Origin of the sequence: Vibrio sp. L85 (genome assembly GCF_963871815.1) — a bacterium.
In the GTDB taxonomy this organism is placed as follows: domain Bacteria; phylum Pseudomonadota; class Gammaproteobacteria; order Enterobacterales; family Vibrionaceae; genus Vibrio; species Vibrio harveyi.
The window spans coordinates 1-16,611 of record NZ_CAWMYL010000091.1; the positions used below are offsets into that span (position 1 = coordinate 1).

At 42.9% G+C, this 16,611-nt stretch carries 17 protein-coding genes; 10 read left to right on the forward strand and 7 right to left on the reverse strand.

Annotated features, from left to right (window positions below; translation table 11 throughout):
• Positions 1-101: 101 nt before the first annotated feature.
• The 3 genes from AACR11_RS09300 to AACR11_RS09310 form a co-directional block, all read right to left on the reverse strand.
• Positions 102-1,832 (reverse strand): response regulator, encoded by a 1,731-nt coding sequence (locus AACR11_RS09300; RefSeq protein WP_029788460.1) that lies wholly within the window; start codon positions 1,830-1,832, stop codon positions 102-104.
• Positions 1,822-3,009, reverse strand: coding sequence for an FIST signal transduction protein (locus tag AACR11_RS09305; protein WP_079324684.1), 1,188 nt, complete (start codon positions 3,007-3,009; stop codon positions 1,822-1,824). The genes AACR11_RS09300 and AACR11_RS09305 overlap by 11 nt, the downstream gene beginning before the upstream one ends.
• Positions 3,010-3,122: 113 nt before the next feature.
• A complete protein-coding gene (locus AACR11_RS09310; RefSeq protein WP_029788461.1) occupies positions 3,123-3,479 on the reverse strand; it encodes a hypothetical protein in 357 nt (118 codons plus the stop codon).
• Between the two features lie 256 nt (positions 3,480-3,735).
• Here AACR11_RS09310 and ccoN point away from each other — a divergent pair, with 256 nt between their 5' ends.
• From ccoN to uspE, 10 genes are all read left to right on the forward strand, one after another.
• Positions 3,736-5,163, forward strand: a complete 1,428-nt coding sequence (gene ccoN / locus AACR11_RS09315; protein ID WP_005445771.1) for a cytochrome-c oxidase, cbb3-type subunit I — start codon at positions 3,736-3,738, stop codon at positions 5,161-5,163.
• Between the two features lie 12 nt (positions 5,164-5,175).
• Positions 5,176-5,796, forward strand: coding sequence for a cytochrome-c oxidase, cbb3-type subunit II (gene ccoO / locus AACR11_RS09320; protein ID WP_009697800.1), 621 nt, complete (start codon positions 5,176-5,178; stop codon positions 5,794-5,796).
• Between the two features lie 9 nt (positions 5,797-5,805).
• The gene (locus AACR11_RS09325) at positions 5,806-5,979 is read left to right on the forward strand and encodes a cbb3-type cytochrome oxidase subunit 3 (protein ID WP_005429887.1); all 174 of its coding nucleotides are present in this window, start codon (positions 5,806-5,808) and stop codon (positions 5,977-5,979) included.
• A complete protein-coding gene (ccoP, locus tag AACR11_RS09330; protein ID WP_005429865.1) occupies positions 5,979-6,953 on the forward strand; it encodes a cytochrome-c oxidase, cbb3-type subunit III in 975 nt (324 codons plus the stop codon). Before AACR11_RS09325 ends, ccoP begins: the two co-directional genes overlap by 1 nt.
• Positions 6,954-7,042: 89 nt before the next feature.
• The gene (locus AACR11_RS09335; protein ID WP_005445775.1) at positions 7,043-7,519 is read left to right on the forward strand and encodes a FixH family protein; all 477 of its coding nucleotides are present in this window, start codon (positions 7,043-7,045) and stop codon (positions 7,517-7,519) included.
• Positions 7,520-7,523: 4 nt separating this feature from the next.
• Complete coding sequence (locus AACR11_RS09340) at positions 7,524-9,887, forward strand: heavy metal translocating P-type ATPase (RefSeq protein ID WP_029788462.1); 2,364 nt, start codon at positions 7,524-7,526, stop codon at positions 9,885-9,887.
• A 14-nt stretch (positions 9,888-9,901) separates the two neighbouring features.
• Entirely contained in the window at positions 9,902-10,066 is a 165-nt protein-coding gene (ccoS, locus tag AACR11_RS09345; protein WP_005429857.1) for a cbb3-type cytochrome oxidase assembly protein CcoS, read from the forward strand.
• A gap of 9 nt (positions 10,067-10,075) precedes the next feature.
• A complete protein-coding gene (locus AACR11_RS09350) occupies positions 10,076-10,753 on the forward strand; it encodes a sulfite exporter TauE/SafE family protein (protein WP_005445779.1) in 678 nt (225 codons plus the stop codon).
• Positions 10,754-10,843: 90 nt separating this feature from the next.
• Complete coding sequence (locus tag AACR11_RS09355) at positions 10,844-11,590, forward strand: FNR family transcription factor (protein WP_005445781.1); 747 nt, start codon at positions 10,844-10,846, stop codon at positions 11,588-11,590.
• A gap of 181 nt (positions 11,591-11,771) precedes the next feature.
• Positions 11,772-12,719, forward strand: a complete 948-nt coding sequence (gene uspE, locus AACR11_RS09360) for a universal stress protein UspE (RefSeq protein ID WP_005445783.1) — start codon at positions 11,772-11,774, stop codon at positions 12,717-12,719.
• A 111-nt stretch (positions 12,720-12,830) separates the two neighbouring features.
• Here the strand turns inward: uspE and ttcA are convergent, their stop codons facing one another.
• The 4 genes from ttcA to AACR11_RS09380 all read right to left on the reverse strand — a co-directional run bounded on the left by ttcA (position 12,831) and on the right by AACR11_RS09380 (position 16,229).
• On the reverse strand, positions 12,831-13,724 hold the full coding sequence (ttcA, locus tag AACR11_RS09365; RefSeq protein ID WP_079324686.1) for a tRNA 2-thiocytidine(32) synthetase TtcA: 894 nt from the start codon (positions 13,722-13,724) through the stop codon (positions 12,831-12,833).
• A gap of 198 nt (positions 13,725-13,922) precedes the next feature.
• Positions 13,923-14,585 carry a DUF2987 domain-containing protein gene (locus AACR11_RS09370; protein ID WP_005445785.1) on the reverse strand — a complete coding sequence of 221 codons (663 nt, stop codon included), beginning with the start codon at positions 14,583-14,585 and terminating at the stop codon, positions 13,923-13,925.
• A gap of 17 nt (positions 14,586-14,602) precedes the next feature.
• Positions 14,603-15,439, reverse strand: a complete 837-nt coding sequence (locus AACR11_RS09375; RefSeq protein WP_029788463.1) for a glucosaminidase domain-containing protein — start codon at positions 15,437-15,439, stop codon at positions 14,603-14,605.
• Entirely contained in the window at positions 15,432-16,229 is a 798-nt protein-coding gene (locus AACR11_RS09380; protein WP_005445789.1) for a hypothetical protein, read from the reverse strand. The genes AACR11_RS09375 and AACR11_RS09380 overlap by 8 nt, the downstream gene beginning before the upstream one ends.
• Positions 16,230-16,611 lie beyond the last annotated feature (382 nt).

Genomic DNA, 16,611 nt, shown 5'->3' on the forward strand with positions numbered 1-16,611 from the left:
TAGTTTTCTAAAACGGATTTCTAAAGATGACATCTAGGGTGCATAAAATACTTAATATAGATCTTAATAATCTTACGATTGTTAAGATCTATATTAATTCGCTACGCGATCTCCACTAATGAATGGATCGCTTCGTAGATATCCTGTCTGCGAACTGGCTTTGATACAAATCCGTCCATGCCAGCTTTCATGCATGTCGCTTTATCACTCTCAAGCGCGTGTGCAGTCAATGCAATGATTGGTGTTTTGATTCCTTTCTTTCTGATAAGTCTTGTCGCTGTAATGCCATCCATAACGGGCATCGACACATCCATTAAAATGATATCGATGTCTTGTGTTTGTTGCTCCAAAAACGTTAAGGCTTCCGCGCCGTGGCTGGCAATAAATACATTGTGCCCGAGTTTATTCAGAATAAGCTTTATCACTAACTGGTTAGATTCAGTATCTTCCACGACTAAAATGTTGGTCGACTTTGATGGCTGATTTGATTCTATCTTTACCGGTCTTTCTTGGTTAGTCCTGGTGAGAACCGGGATTTTGACTGTAAAATGAGAGCCGACTCTCTCTTCACTTTTTACAGAAATTGAACCTCGCATCATCTCAACAAGGTGTTTGGTGATGGCAAGTCCAAGCCCTGTACCACCGAATCGACGAGTAATTGAGCTGTCGCCTTGATGAAAAGCTGTAAACAAATGACCAATTTTAGCTTGAGGGATTCCTATCCCAGTATCTGCGACAGATATGATGATTTCACCATTGCTTTCTAGCACAGAAACATGCACATCTCCAAAGTCTGTAAACTTAATCGCGTTTCCAATCAAGTTAAAAAGCACCTGCGATATACGAGTAGAATCAATCCAGTACTGTTTATTTCTATCTAGATTGCAGTGTAGGTCAAAGCTCAAACTTTTGCTTGTAGCCACTTGTTTTTGTTGAGAAACAATTAGTGTTACCGCGTCACTTAAGTCTGTCCACTGTTCATTTAAGTGAAAGCTTCCTGACTCTATCTTTGATAAATCCAAAATGTCGCTGATAATCGCCAATAGCAAATCTGCAGAGCATTCCATTTGGTTCAATACGTCTGACTGGGCATCGGTTAAAGTTGATTGTCTCAAGATGTCTAACATCCCCAGAACTGAGTTCAAAGGCGTTCGAATTTCGTGACTCATCATGGCCAAAAACTCAGACTTCGATTGGTTAGCTCTTTCTGCTTCTTCTCTAGCCCGTGCTAATTGAGACGTCCTCACCTCAACGATACGTTGTAACTTCTCTTTGGTTTCAATATCGATAACAGCCCTTTCAATTAAGGGTCTAAAACGCCTTAACGTTTCTTTGTTTTCAATACTGAAGTGACCTTTTTGAGCTCCAACAAGGATGATAATAGTCTGGGTTACTTCAGATCGAATGCCCGTAAGTAGCATTGAATTCACGTGGCTTTTAATAAAGGAGTTTAAGCTCTCAAACTCCTTTAATCGCATCGGCTCGAACAACAAAATACATTCGCCATTAAGAGCCCTTTCCGACACGTTACCCGGTAACCAATCTGCTCTATCAAAAACACTATTTGTTGATAATAGCGTCTTGAAGTTTTGTCTATTACAGTCGCGGGTAATGACGATGAAGTCATCAAAATCAATGTACTTCTTTAGAACACTGTTTAGACCGGAGAAAATCTCGTGACGGTTTCGAGCTTCACTCATTGCAGAGATTGCTGACAGAATGGCTTTGTTTTCATCAGCCAATAACTTCTCACGTTGCCTTGCCTCTTTGAGTTCGACAAGTGCCTCTTGTAACGCTTCCTGCTGGTATATCTCTAAATATTTATCTTTCATAAGGTTTATGGAATATCGCTGATGATATCATCAGGTTTCCATGTCCATTCTCACCACCTATAAATCTTCCTTGCTCACCAAAAGTAAACGGGCAAATAAAAGGCAGGTTCTCTAATTCCTGATTAATTTGTTCACAAACACTGTTGATGTCCTGTTTTAAGTGCAACATAGGACCAGCACAAAAGATATTGATCACCCCTATTTTTCGAGATTCCTCTAACTTTTGATTGAATGCAGCGTTCACAACTCTCGCCGCTCTTGCGACAAGATGCTGGCGACTACCTTGCATCAACGTTAGCATTTCGCCTTCTTCAATATCGGTGAAAAGCTCAATGCCACCTTGTTCAGTTTCTCTTATCGGGTGTGAGAGTTTGTAATAAGGTCTCTCATACAATTGACCCGCGACGCGCCCTAACGGATATGCACTTGAGTTAGTGAACAGGAAGCTTTCTCTATCAGTTTGTGTTTCTTGATGATTTGTCCACGCTCGATATACATCGAGAGCAGGTTGATTATCTATCTCGAGTAAGATGCGACCTTTCGTTTTCGTCGCAATACCAGTTATCCCTGTTGGCGAGTGTCCTGCACTGAATGCGATATCGACCGGCTGTGAGGAGTAAAACAACGTTAAGCTCACGCCATTTTGTTCGTACCCTTGAGAGGTAATAATTGACCAGTTGCCTTCAATGTTATTGTCAGCAGCAGAACCACCAATGATTGGGACTAATGTTCCGAACCGACTGTCAATGCATTCTATGACAGATTCTTCATTCCCAGGTGTCGCATGTAAGAGAATTAAGTTAGGAACCTCACCTACTCTATCTGCATGAAATAAAGCCATATTCAGCGCTTGGTCTACGCTGGATTCAATATCCGTACTATAAGTTGAAATTCCTGTCCCGTAAGAATGTAAACCTGAGTCATAGATCGCGAGTATCGCAATGGTAGGACCTTGATGGTAACCATGGTTAGTCATGATAGCTTGGCATGAGCTAGCACCATGGAATGGAATGTCAGGAAACAGGTCGGAGAATGCGTACTGAATTGCTCTGAAGTCGTACTCTTCAGTGTAGTAGCAAATGATATGTGAGAGATTCTCCTCACTGAGTTCAGAGCGAAATTCTTCTATCGCTAAATATTCGTCGGTGATATGAGTAAATAATGATTGGCACTGCATACGGTTTTATTATTGGTTATCACTTTACTGTTATACCACTGCAAATTTTTACTGCTAGGCAAGAAAGCATTAATTGCATAAACAAGATGCAATTATCTCGCGTCAGATCAGATTTATAAATGAACTTGGACAATATTTTCATTTAATTTGATATTAATCGCTTTTGTTTCCGAAATACTATTCCAATTGATGTCTCGATATTTATCGTTGAGATGAATAAATTCACCAGATTGATTTAGATCAATTTTTATACTGCGATTTTCTGGGCTTTCGATTGAAAAGCCTTTCGAAGTCTTATTTATAGTGATTTTTGATACACCAATTGTTACATCACATCGTTGTTTTTGTGAACAGTCCACCTCTTTGCTCGTCTCATAAGTAAAGGTGCGCCAGAAAAAGGCACCGATTAAAAGACTGAGCATGATTAAGATTTGTGCAAGTCTCGCCTTTGTTAACTTTTGTGCGGCCATAATTCCTAATATCCTTGTTACAAACTTCAAACTTTTTAAATAAAAAATGATTTCCAGAGGTCTTGTAAGGTTACTACTCTGTCATTGAAATGTTAATTCAAGTATAGTGTCACGCTGAAAATGCCACTTTTTATTAAAGTCAGCAATGGAAATAAAGTGATGATAACACTTGAATTCTAGAGTTTACTTGGGTGGTGTTACGACGCAAGTCGTGTTGGAAGTAAAGTGTAGTTAATTAGAAATTGGAAGCATGCAAATGAGCCAAGTAAAGCAGCTTGAACAAAACTACAACTATACAGTCGTTCGCCAATTTACCCTTGTGACCATTTTATGGGGCATAGTTGGTATGGCTGTTGGTGTTTTGATTGCCGCTCAGTTAGTTTGGCCACAGCTAAACTTTGATACGCCGTGGTTGACGTACAGTCGTTTACGTCCATTGCATACTAATGCGGTAATTTTTGCGTTTGGTACCAGTGCTCTGTTCGCAACATCTTATTATGTTGTTCAGCGCACCTGTCAAACACGTCTTTTTGGTGGCCCACTCGTTGCCTTCACCTTTTGGGGTTGGCAAGCAATTATCCTAGCCGCAGCAATCACCCTACCTCTAGGTTTAACCTCTGGTAAGGAATATGCTGAGTTAGAATGGCCTATTGATATCGCAATCGCGATAGTATGGGTATCTTACGCAGTCGTGTTCTTTGGAACATTGGTCAAGCGTAATACCTCTCACATCTACGTGGCTAACTGGTTCTTCGGTGCCTTTATCCTAACAGTAGCAGTACTTCACATCGTGAACAGCATGGCTATCCCTGTGTCACTTGGTAAATCGTACTCGATTTATTCTGGTGCAGTGGATGCAATGGTTCAATGGTGGTATGGACACAACGCGGTAGGTTTCCTACTGACCGCTGGTTTCCTAGGTATGATGTACTACTTTGTCCCTAAACAAGCTGAACGTCCTGTTTACTCTTACCGTTTATCTATCGTTCACTTCTGGGCACTGATTTCCCTATACATCTGGGCTGGTCCTCACCATCTGCATTACACAGCATTACCTGACTGGACTCAGTCTCTTGGTATGGTGATGTCTTTGGTTCTATTTGCTCCATCTTGGGGTGGTATGATCAACGGTATCATGACGCTGTCTGGCGCATGGCATAAGCTTCGCTACGACCCTATCCTACGTTTCCTAATCGTTTCATTGTCTTTCTACGGTATGTCTACTTTCGAAGGTCCAATGATGTCTATTAAGACAGTAAACGCGCTATCGCACTACACAGACTGGACCATTGGTCACGTTCACTCTGGTGCACTAGGTTGGGTTGCAATGGTTTCAATTGGTTCTGTATATCACCTTGTCCCTCGTCTATTCGGTCAAGAGCGTATGTACTCTGTAAGCCTAATCAATGTTCACTTCTGGTTGGCGACTATCGGTACTGTTCTTTACATCGTAGCGATGTGGATCTCAGGTGTAATGCAAGGTCTAATGTGGCGCGCAGTTAACTCTGACGGGACACTAACTTACAGCTTTGTAGAATCTGTAGAAGCATCTTACCCGTTCTACTTCGTACGTTTCTTAGGCGGTTTCATCTTCCTATCAGGTATGTTCTTAATGGCATACAACACGTACAAGACGGTAACTGCGCCTAAAGAAAGCTTAAAAGCTATCCCTCAACCGGCATAAGGAGATTAAAGAATGAGTAATAATTCGAATAATCGCCACGAAATCCTAGAACGCAATGTCGGTTTGTTGGCTATTTTCATCGTCTTTGCAATCAGTTGGGGTGCGCTTGTTGAAATCACTCCTCTGATTTTCCAGAAGCAAACGACGGAGCCTGTAGAAAATCTACGAGCTTACACTCCTCTGGAAATGGAAGGTCGTGACATATACATCCGTGAAGGTTGTAACGTGTGTCACAGCCAGATGATTCGTCCTTTCCGTTCTGAAACAGAGCGCTACGGTCACTACTCTGTCGCTGGTGAGAGCGTTTGGGAACACCCATTCCTATGGGGTTCTAAGCGTACAGGTCCAGATTTGGCACGCGTAGGTGGACGTTACTCTGACGAATGGCATCGTGTTCACCTTATTGACCCGCGAGAGCTAGTACCAGAATCAAACATGCCAGGCTTCCCTTGGCTTGAAGAGAACGTACTAGACGGCAAGCTGACACAGAAGAAACTAGAAATCTTCCGTGACCAGTTCGGTGTCCCTTATAAGGATGAAGAAATCGCGAATGCGGCTAAAGAAGTAGAAGGTAAAACAGAGATGGATGCAATCATCGCTTACCTTCAGTCTCTTGGTCATGCAATGAAGTAAGGGGGTCATATGGATTTCGGTACAATTCATAGTATTTATACCGTTGTGCTCTTCGCTAGTTTTATTGGCATCGTATGGTGGGCATTTGGTAAGAAGCGTAAAGCACGCTTTGAGGAAGATGCTAACTTGGTGTTTGCTGACGAAGAACAAACGACCCCAAATAACCAAGGAGTGAAGAAGTAATGACTACATTCTGGAGTCTCTGGATTATCGTGATTACTGTCGGTACGCTAGTAGGCTGTGCGATCCTCCTGACTTGGTGCGCTAAAGACAAAATGGGCGTCGAGGAAGGGGAAGACATGGGCCACGAGTACGATGGTATTCGCGAGCTTAATAACCCTCTACCAAAATGGTGGACATACTTGTTTGTGAGCACGTTTGTGTTTGCTGCTGTATACCTGACCCTATTTCCAGGTCTAGGTAGCTTCAAAGGTGTCCTAAACTGGCAGAGTTCAGATCAAACTGTACGTACGTTGGAAGAGTCGAAAGAAGCCATCGCACGAGCACAAGAAAACAAGCAACTTAACCAATACGCTAAAGAGCTAGATGATGCTGATGCATACTTCGGTGAAGCATTCCGCGCACTTGCTCACAACGCAGATGGTCTACGCCCTATCCCTGAGATTGCGCAAGATCCTGAAGCAATTAAAGTTGGTCAACGTTTGTTCCTACAGAACTGTTCGCAATGTCATGGCTCTGATGCTCGTGGTCAAAAAGGTTTCCCTAACCTAACTGACGACGCATGGCTATACGGCGGTGAGCCAGCGGCTATCGTTACAACTATCATGCAAGGTCGTATCGGTCAGATGCCAGCGTGGAAAGATGCACTTGGTGAACAAGGTGTTCAAGAAGTCGTAAGCTACACGTTAAGCCTTTCTGGTCGTAAAGTGAACGCACGTGAAGCGGAAGCCGGCAAAGCTCGTTTCGTTGTGTGTGCAGCTTGTCACGGCACCGATGGTAAAGGTAACCCTGCTGTAGGTGCACCAGACCTAACTGACCAAGATTGGTTATTCGGCGATTCACGCGCTGCAGTAACAGAAACAGTTATGAACGGTCGCTCAGGTGTAATGCCTGCTTGGAAGGACATCCTAGGCGAAGACAAAGTTCAACTTGTCGCGGCATACGTCTGGAGTTTAAGCAACTCTGACAATAAGTAACATTTCAATAACAGCCCCTTTCATAGGGGCTGTCTTTCCTTTAAATTTAAAGCCTTACATTTTTTCATTTAGCTGTTGAGAACTTTTTTATGGTAAAGCCTTGGTATAAACAATTTTGGCCGTGGTTCCTGATCATCCTGCCTCTAACTGTTGTGGTATGGACAATCGTTACAGTGGTCGTATTCGCCAATAACTCAGTTTCTTTGGTCGCCGAGGATTACTATAAAAAAGGCAAAGGCATCAATATCGATATCAGTAAAATGAATGTCGCTCGTGACCTTGGTCTTAACGCTACTGTTTCGTCTGATAACAACACAGTGGTTATCTCTTTCAATAAAGGTGAATTACCGCACTTCCCTGCACTAACAGCGACATTCACACACCGTACATTGCCAGACCGTGATTTCACTAAGCTACTTACTGCTGATGCGAAAGGTAACTATCGTTTAACGCCAGAAAACTCTATTCAAGGTCCTTGGTTCGTTGAGCTTGAACCGCATAACAAAGAATGGATGATTCAAGGTCGCGTCGAATTCCCAGCACAACCAACAACATTAATGAAGTAAGCCTATGTGTAAATCCTGTTATCACTGTGGTGAAGATGTACCAGCCAACACGGATTTCAAAGTAGAAATATTAGGTGAAATTCGCGACATGTGTTGCCCGGGTTGTGAAACGGTGGCGCAAACCATTGTTGATAGTGGTCTTGTCTCCTATTACCAATATCGAACTGCGCCAGCAGAAAAGGCGGATCTAGTCCCCGAGCAACTCCAAGCTCTCATCCATTATGACAATGAGGACGTTCAGTCAGAGTTCGTTCGTAACCACGAGAACACTTCTGAAGTAACCCTTTCTTTAGAAGGCGTGTCCTGCGCTGCTTGTGCGTGGCTGATCGAAAAGCAAGTTTCCGGCGTTAAAGGATTGGTTTCTATTCGTGTAAATACCACCACTAACCGAGCTTTACTTGCATGGGATAAGACACAAGTACGTCTGAGCGAGTTACTATCAGTGATTCACAAGCTTGGTTACAAAGCAGCACCTTTTGAGGCAGACAAGCAAGAAGCTGCCTACCACCATACGATGAAACAGTACCTTTATCGTTTAGGTATCGCAGGTCTTGCAACCATGCAAGTAATGATGCTTGCAGTAGCATTGTATTTGGAAGTTTTTGGCGATTTGGAGCCAGAGTTTAAAAACTACTTTCGATGGGTAAGCTTAATCTTCGCAACACCTGTACTGCTCTATTCAGCGCTTCCCTTTTACCTCAATGCATGGCGAAGTATCAAAGGTCGAACCCTTGGTATGGATGTTCCTGTTTCCATTGCGTTGATTTTTGCTTATGTGGCGAGCTTAGTCGCAACAGTGACTGAGCAAGGCGAAGTGTTCTTTGAATCTATCTCGATGTTTACCTTCTTCTTGTTGGTCGGTCGATTCTTAGAAATGCGCGCTCGTCGCAAAGCAGCTGCGGCTAGCGGTAACCTTCTTAAGTTAATCCCTGCAATAGCGACAACACTAGACGGTGAACAAATTCCGGTGAAAACCCTAAAGGTTGGCGATCGCATTCGCGTTCTTCCTGGCGAACATATTCCTGCCGACGGTAAAGTGATTTCTGGTCGTATCCATATCGATGAATCGATGCTGACCGGCGAATCTGTTCACGTGGTTAAGAAAGCAGGAGATGCAGTTTACGCGGGAACATTAAATGGAGACGAATCGTTCGAACTTGAAGTGACGAATTCTAAAGCAGATTCAATGATTTCTAATATCGTTCGTCTTCAAGATGAAGCCCAACATTCCAAACCAAAAATCGCAGAAATTGCCGACGTAGTAGCGCGTTATTTTGTTGGCGCAATTCTAATCATTTCTGCAGGGACTTGGTTCTACTGGCACCAAACTAAACCCGATGATGCATTCTGGATTATGCTCTCTGTTCTGGTTGCTACTTGTCCATGCGCCCTATCTCTAGCGACACCAACCGCGTTAACGTGTGCAACTTCTCGTATGGGTAACTTTGGTATCCTGTTACGTAAAGGGCATGTTTTCGAAACGCTGTGTAAGATTAATCATCTTGTCGTGGATAAGACCGGCACCTTGACTAAAGGCGATATCGAGATTAGTGAAACCAAAACTTTAGCTGAGTTAGATAAGTCAGTGGCATTAGCTCTTGCAGCGGCACTTGAGGCGCATGCAAATCACCCTATCGCACGAGCATTTTCTGGTTTTGGTCATGAAGATATCTACGTCGATGAGGTTCAAAACGTCATTGGTTCTGGTATTCAAGGTGTTTGGAACAACAAGACAGTAAAAATTGGCAGTGCTAATTTTGTTGTTGGTGAAAACCGAGATGAAAGCAATGCTGTGTATCTTTCTGTAAACGAACAACATGTGGCGACCTTTTACTACCGAGATCCCATTCGTAAAGAGAGTAAAGCATTCATCCAACGCTTTGCTGACGCTGGTATTACAACTACCTTATTGACAGGCGATTCATTACAAAATGCCCAGCCTGTTGCAGATGAAATGGGTATCGACCATGTGATCGCATCGGCAAAACCAGAAGACAAACTCGCGTATCTTAAAGGACTAGATCAAGACGATATCACCATGATGGTTGGCGATGGCATCAATGATGCGCCTACGCTGGCTGGTGCGCACCTTTCTGTAGCGATGGGTGGTGGTACGGACGTCGCTAAAGCTTCTGCAGATATGACGCTCCTAGGCGATAATTTAGAAAAGCTATTAGAAGCAAGGTTGCTTGCAATACGTACAAGAAAGATAATTCGAGAAAACTTGGCTTGGTCTTTGGGCTACAACCTGCTAATTTTGCCGCTTGCTGTTGCAGGCTTAGTCGCCCCCTACGTCGCCGTAGTCGGTATGTCAGCGAGTTCTATTATCGTTGTATCCAACTCGTTGCGACTGCTTAAAGAGAAGTAAGTGAGAGATCAAACATGGAAAGTCTTTACATATTAATCCCTATCGCCATTGTGTTGGTCTGTGTCGCCGTTGCTATTTTTCTTTGGGCTGTTCGTAGCGACCAGTTTGAAGATCTAGAGCGACAAGGTCACAACATTCTTCTTGATGAAGACGAAAAACCAAATAATAAAAAACAATAGCGTTATTTTATGAGCCCAGACTTTATTGGTGCATTTATGATCGGTCTCGTTGGGGCTGGTCATTGCATGGGAATGTGTGGCGGTATCGCCTCTCTACTCTCCATGGGCGCACCGAACAATAAACCTTCTTCCTCTATTCCCCTTTTCTATAACGTTGGCAGACTCGCAAGCTACGCGTTAATTGGCGCAATTGTTGGTGGTGCTATATCAGGTCTTTCAGAGTTGAGCGGTTTAACCCAGTCTCTCGCTTGGCTTCGATTTGTCGCCGCGCTTTTCATGATCTTAGTCGCCCTATATATCGCAAAATGGTGGCAAGGACTGCTTGTTATTGAGAAAGCTGGTCAACATATCTGGAAGTTCATCTCTCCAGCAGGAAAACGCTTGTTGCCACTGAAGCACCCAATGTATGCCTTTCCATTTGGCTTTATTTGGGGCTGGTTACCCTGTGGACTAGTATACTCGGCGTTAACCTGGTCTGCAGTTTCAGGAGACGCTTTAAACGGCGGATTAATCATGCTGTCGTTTGGTCTCGGAACTCTTCCATCAATGCTTGCCATCGGATATGGTGCGAGCCATTTTCAGAAGTTGCAAAAATCGTTAATATTTAGAAACATCTCTGCATTAATCCTAATAAGCTATGGCATGTATACTGCCGCCGGCGCGATGCGAATGCTTGGTTTCATATAGCATCAAAGTCGTTTTCCATCATTTTTTTGCTACCCTTTAGAAGTAAGCGGTGATAAAATATTGATGTATATCAAATAGTGAAAGGTTGTTATGATTTCTGAAAAACCTGCAACAAAGCGTATCCAATCAGGTGGTTGCGCGATTCATTGCCAAGATTGTAGCATTAGCCAACTGTGTATTCCGTTCACTCTAAACGAGTCTGAACTGGATCAGTTGGATCAAATCATCGAGCGTAAAAAGCCAATCCAAAAAGGCCAAGAGCTTTTTAAAGCAGGTGATGAGCTAAAATCTCTGTACGCTATCCGCTCTGGCACAATCAAGAGCTACACCATTACAGAACAAGGCGATGAGCAAATTACTGCGTTTCACTTAGCAGGTGACCTTGTAGGTTTTGACGCAATCACGGGCGATCTACACCCAAGTTTTGCTCAAGCACTTGAAACTTCAATGGTTTGTGAGATTCCTTACGAAATCCTTGATGACCTATCAGGCAAAATGCCTAAGCTTCGTCAGCAGATCATGCGTCTAATGAGTAGCGAAATTAAAGGTGACCAAGAAATGATCCTTCTGCTTTCTAAAAAGAATGCTGAAGAACGTCTTGCGGCTTTCCTTTACAACCTATCAACACGTTTCTCGCAACGTGGTTTTAGCCCTCGAGAGTTCCGTCTAACCATGACTCGTGGTGATATTGGTAACTACCTCGGTCTAACAGTTGAAACCATCAGCCGCCTACTTGGTCGCTTCCAGAAATCTGAAATTCTGAGCGTAAAAGGTAAGTACATCACCATCTTAGATCACGATGCATTGATGGAACTTGCTGGCGTCAGCAAAGACTAATTTGCCCTATCAATTGATGTAGCTCGAAAATGAGCTACATCATATTTCTTCCAAAATCCCTTCGAAAGTCCTCAAATTCTTCCCCAAACTGAGCTACAGTAAAAATGTACCTTGTGTACTCCAATATACTGATTTACCTTATATTCAGTATTTGGTTTTACAATAATAAGTGGGCTTAGATATGAGTATATACAGTAAGATCCTTGTTGTTGCTGACATCAATAATGATGAGCAGCCAGCACTTGCAAGAGCAGTTCAACTCGCTCGAAAAAGTGTATCCAGAAGCCGAATCACTTTCTTTCTGTCAATCTACGATTTTTCGTATGACATGACCTCAATGCTGTCGGTCGATGAAAGAGATGCTATGCGTCGCGGTGTTATCCACCAACGTGAACAATGGATGCGTAAGATAGCCCAACCGTATTTAGACGATAGCTTCGACTTTGATGTTTGTGTTGTTTGGCATAATCGCCCTTATGAAGCGATCATTGCTGAAGTCTTTGCTGGCGGTCACGACATCGTTATTAAAGGAACGCGTAAACACGATGTTCTAGAATCCGTCATTTTCACTCCTACAGATTGGCATTTGTTGCGTAAGTGCCCTATCCCTGTACTTTTGATTAAAAATGCTGATTGGCCAGAGCATGCGAAGATTCTTGCTTCTGTCCATGTTGGTTCTGAAAACCCTACGCACATTGACTTGAACGATTCGATGGTCGAGCGTCTAAAAGAAATCACTAATCGTCTTGATGCAGACCCGTATCTTGTTAATGCTTATCCGGTTACACCGGCGAATATCACGATCGAATTGCCTGAGTTTGACCCAACGACGTATACCGACGCAGTGCGTGGTCATCACTTAACAGCAATGAAAGCGCTTCGCCAAAAACACGGACTAGATGAAGAGCAAACTATCGTTGAGCAAGGCTTACCAGAAGACATCATCCCTGCAACGGCTGAAAAGCTAAATGCGGCAATGGTGATTCTTGGTACAACCGGACGCACAGGGCTTTCTGCAGTGTTTATTGGTAACACGGCTGAGCATGTGATTGATAAGATCAATTGTGACGTACTGGCATTGAAACCAAACGGTTATATCAGTCCACTTGATCCAAATACGGCGACTTAATAAGTTGTAACGTTATCCAGAAATAAAAATCCCCCAATAACTGGGGGATTTTTTATGTCTATCATTGCGTTATACACGTAATAAAAAGGAGGCTAACTTAGCCTCCTAGAATCAAATGTTGGTGACATCGATAAACATTGACTCGTCAATGTTCGTCGAAGACACAATCGCTTCGCTGAATTCGTATTCTTCACGGTTACCTTCACGATCTAGTGGAAGGTTTTCAAAGTCAAACAGTTCGCGGTCAGCAAGCTGGCTTGGGCTTACGTTCTGGATTGACTTGAAGATCGCTTCTACGCGACCAGGCCTTTTCTTGTCCCAATCGATCAACATTGCTTTAATCGATTGGCGCTGAAGGTTCTCTTGAGAGCCACAGAGGTTACAAGGAATGATTGGAAACTCTTTGTGTTCTGCGTATTTGATCAGGTCTTTCTCACGACAGTAAGTAAGAGGACGAATCACAACGTTGCGACCATCGTCTGAACGAAGTTTTGGCGGCATCGCTTTAAGGCGAGAACCATGGAACATGTTCAGGAACATTGTTTCTACAATGTCATCCATGTGGTGACCAAGTGCCAATTTAGTCGCTCCGATCTTCTCTGCGAACGAGTAAAGCGTACCACGACGAAGGCGTGAGCATAGACCACACGTCGTTTTGCCTTCTGGCACTTTCTCTTTAACGACTGAGTAAGTGTCCTTGTCTACGATGTAGTAAGGAATGTTCAGCGTTTCAAAGTAATCTGGGAGAATGTGCTCAGGGAAACCTGGCTGTTTCTGGTCAAGGTTAACTGCGACCACTTCAAACTTGATTGGTGCTGCCTTTTGTAGATTCAGCAGGATATCAAGCATCGCAAATGAATCTTTACCACCACTAATACATGCCATTACAACATCGCCTTCTTCGATCATGTTGTAATCAGTAATGGCATTTCCAACATTTCTTCTTAGGCGTTTCTGAAGCTTGTTGAATTCTAGGGTTTCTTTTCTTGTATCTACTTGGTTCATTGCGGGCTCTCACATCGCCGATAAATCGACCAGGGCTTCCTAACATGGGTTTCTTTGGGGCGTGGATTATACGAGCTTTTTGCGCAGGATTAAATGTTTGTGTGATGGAGTCGTCAATAAATAGTGTGAAAAAATGGTGAGAGTACGTTGGAAATAAAAAAGAGCCGCAGTTGCGACCCTTCTTGCTTTTCTTAACGCTTATTTTTTTGCGTTGGGAAGATAAGGTAATACACGAGTTGTTGGTTGAGGGAGTGTCATGTGCCCACCTTCACCAATTTCGCTCAGTGCAACTTGAACTTTTCCATCCACGATTGCTTTCTCTGTCCCATTAGAGAAGGTAATCGTATCATTAAGAGCATCAGCAAACTCCATCGTCACACCTTGTACTTGAGGTGTAAACCAACCAGCAAACATACCGCCTAGATCTTCAAGTAATGCTTGCATTTGAGGCATCAAAGGCGTGAGTTGTTCGTAAGATACGTTACCCTGTAATGGTTCTTTGGTCATTACAACTAAAGAATAATCACATCGAGTATCTTTTGGTGTTTGGACGAAGACAAGCGGGTTCGCAGACTTCAAGTTCTTATCGATCGGAATTGGAAGCTCTTTAGAAGCTGGAATCACAAACTCTTCGTAATGCTCTTCTTTTTCCATCCATGCTTTTTCTATCTCACACAGTTGCTTGGTATCTGCATCCACAAAAAACACACCGACTTTAACATCATCGTGCCCTTCTTTCGCATTATTCTTCAATTGTGTATAGAGCTTGGAATACGTAAACATGTATTCTTGCGCGTGAGTTGCAGGCGATGCTAAGACCAGTACCGCACTGCCTAGTAAACTTAGGCTTAACTTCTTCATCCGATCCGTTATTTCTTTTATTGTGTCCAGTAAGCGTTATTGTGGCGAATCATCGCACGTAAGTCATTAACATAGGCAATGCCACGTTCAGAATACGCAAGCAAGCCATGAGTCAACTCCGATGCTGTCGCCACAGATAACAAATCCTTGTGTTTCCCTGCTAAATTCGCACGAATGTCTCGTAAATCTGCGTACGCGCGGTTACGGTTCACATTCATAAAGTATCCATGTACAGATTCTTGAACAGTATCGAACTTCTCTACTTCATGCGTTTTACCAGCGCCACGTTTTGCAGGGACAATTCCGCAGCCCTTCTTATAACACCATTGACCAAACAAGTTGTTTGCTTGTTTAGCAAAACGAGAGGTACCCCACGCAGATTCATTGGCAGCTTGAGTTAACACCAGCGCCTCCGGCAACACATTGACACGCTTAAGCATTTCATCCAGCCAAGCTTGTGTGACCGCTCCATCTTTCAAAGGATAAGAATATAGTGCAGCCAAACGCTCGGCATAGGATGTTTGCTCTGAACTAATCTCTCCAACCGTCAAAGACGTTAGGAATGCACGTTCTTTTTCAATGCGCTTATTTTCTAACGCGATTTTCGGACGAAGAAAGTCAAAGAATGCTGTCTTCTTATCTTTCGTGTCCTTAATCGAGTTAAAATCCGGAATGTCACCAATATAAGGAAGATGCGACAAATCTGGGTGTGAAACGGGTCCATGCACAACTTGCGGATCAATCGCCTTGCGATACTCACGGTCATAGTGCAAATAAGGACCAATAGAAACAAAAGTGGCGGCTATTGTGATAGCCGCCACTCGTAAACTCATAGATTTTAAAGATTTAGGCATCAAACACCTGAGAGTTACCATCGTGATCGTTATCGTTTTGTTGCGTCGCTACGATCTTCAACTTGATACCAAACATTTCGCGGTACAGGATTCCCTTCAAATGGAAGAAGAACGGTAACACGAAGATCAAGCCAATTCCGTAGAACATTGCAGCAACAATAAACATCAACATCACGCTTAAGTAAAGCCCTGCGACAACAAAAAGCTTTTTGTTTATGGCACGAAGAGACAATAAAAGCGATTGCATTGGTGGCACTCTTTTCTCACAAATCAATAAGATAGAGTGACTAAATGCTAAAGAAAGGTATAGCGACAGCAAAGGGAAAATCATTCCAGCAACACCCTGCATCATCAGGCTAAATAGTGTTGCTAAAATCACAGGAACCGTAAATTGAAGACCTTTACCAACATGACGTACCTTTGTCTTCAACCCCGCCACGTGGCTCATTGCCATTAAACTAATACCAGCATAAATCGGCGCACTGATCACTTCATAACTGAAGTTAGCGACATAAATAGCGGACACGATATCTGTGGTAAAAGATTCAGGGTTTTGAAGCGCATCCAAAATAACACTTGGATCTCCGAGTTGAAGTTGAAGTGCAATATAGAAAATACCCAGCTGAACGAATAGGAGGAGAATAATCGCTGGCGAGAAGGACAAAAACTGTTGGATGGTTGTGCGCCAAGCTTCGCTAAAAACGGCTGCTGCTTTTAGTTCATACTTGCCAGAAAGAGCTCGCTCTACACTCCCTCCAAGATTGAAATCTTTCTCAAAATCGTTGTTCATATTTTATCCAAGGCTAACTTGTAAAATTTTTTCTGGAAAACCAGTTAATTAATAAGGGCGTCATTATAAAGAAATCTTTGCACGTCTAAAATCATAAGTCGGCCTCAATACTTGCAATATCTGCTATTTGGTCGATAATTAACCACTCGCAAATCTATGAAATTGAAAACATTTGCACAAGAAATTAATGCCTTTCTTATGTATAGCTGAAATGTAAATACCCCTACAAAAACAGTATGGTAAGGAATGTTTACTTTTGCCTGCAAAATTTTTTCTGTTTCAAGATAAGAAAATGCTTTGATTTCACAATTTTGGTGATTATGATGCGCGCCTCAAAAGTGAATGACTAATGTCACATCAATTGGATACACCCCAATTTGAA

Bases quoted from the DNA above. Each gene is read 5' to 3' on its own strand.
- AACR11_RS09375 (WP_029788463.1), bottom strand. From the start codon at position 15,439: ATGCCTAAATCTTTAAAATCTATGAGTTTACGAGTGGCGGCTATCACA.
- ccoO (WP_009697800.1), top strand. From the start codon at position 5,176: ATGAGTAATAATTCGAATAATCGCCACGAAATCCTAGAACGCAATGTC.
- ccoN (WP_005445771.1), top strand. From the start codon at position 3,736: ATGAGCCAAGTAAAGCAGCTTGAACAAAACTACAACTATACAGTCGTT.
- AACR11_RS09305 (WP_079324684.1), bottom strand. From the start codon at position 3,009: ATGCAGTGCCAATCATTATTTACTCATATCACCGACGAATATTTAGCG.
- ccoS (WP_005429857.1), top strand. From the start codon at position 9,902: ATGGAAAGTCTTTACATATTAATCCCTATCGCCATTGTGTTGGTCTGT.
- AACR11_RS09350 (WP_005445779.1), top strand. From the start codon at position 10,076: ATGAGCCCAGACTTTATTGGTGCATTTATGATCGGTCTCGTTGGGGCT.
- AACR11_RS09380 (WP_005445789.1), bottom strand. From the start codon at position 16,229: ATGAACAACGATTTTGAGAAAGATTTCAATCTTGGAGGGAGTGTAGAG.
- ttcA (WP_079324686.1), bottom strand. From the start codon at position 13,724: ATGAACCAAGTAGATACAAGAAAAGAAACCCTAGAATTCAACAAGCTT.
- AACR11_RS09370 (WP_005445785.1), bottom strand. From the start codon at position 14,585: ATGAAGAAGTTAAGCCTAAGTTTACTAGGCAGTGCGGTACTGGTCTTA.
- AACR11_RS09325 (WP_005429887.1), top strand. From the start codon at position 5,806: ATGGATTTCGGTACAATTCATAGTATTTATACCGTTGTGCTCTTCGCT.
- AACR11_RS09340 (WP_029788462.1), top strand. From the start codon at position 7,524: ATGTGTAAATCCTGTTATCACTGTGGTGAAGATGTACCAGCCAACACG.
- AACR11_RS09355 (WP_005445781.1), top strand. From the start codon at position 10,844: ATGATTTCTGAAAAACCTGCAACAAAGCGTATCCAATCAGGTGGTTGC.
- AACR11_RS09335 (WP_005445775.1), top strand. From the start codon at position 7,043: ATGGTAAAGCCTTGGTATAAACAATTTTGGCCGTGGTTCCTGATCATC.
- ccoP (WP_005429865.1), top strand. From the start codon at position 5,979: ATGACTACATTCTGGAGTCTCTGGATTATCGTGATTACTGTCGGTACG.
- uspE (WP_005445783.1), top strand. From the start codon at position 11,772: ATGAGTATATACAGTAAGATCCTTGTTGTTGCTGACATCAATAATGAT.
- AACR11_RS09300 (WP_029788460.1), bottom strand. From the start codon at position 1,832: ATGAAAGATAAATATTTAGAGATATACCAGCAGGAAGCGTTACAAGAG.
- AACR11_RS09310 (WP_029788461.1), bottom strand. From the start codon at position 3,479: ATGGCCGCACAAAAGTTAACAAAGGCGAGACTTGCACAAATCTTAATC.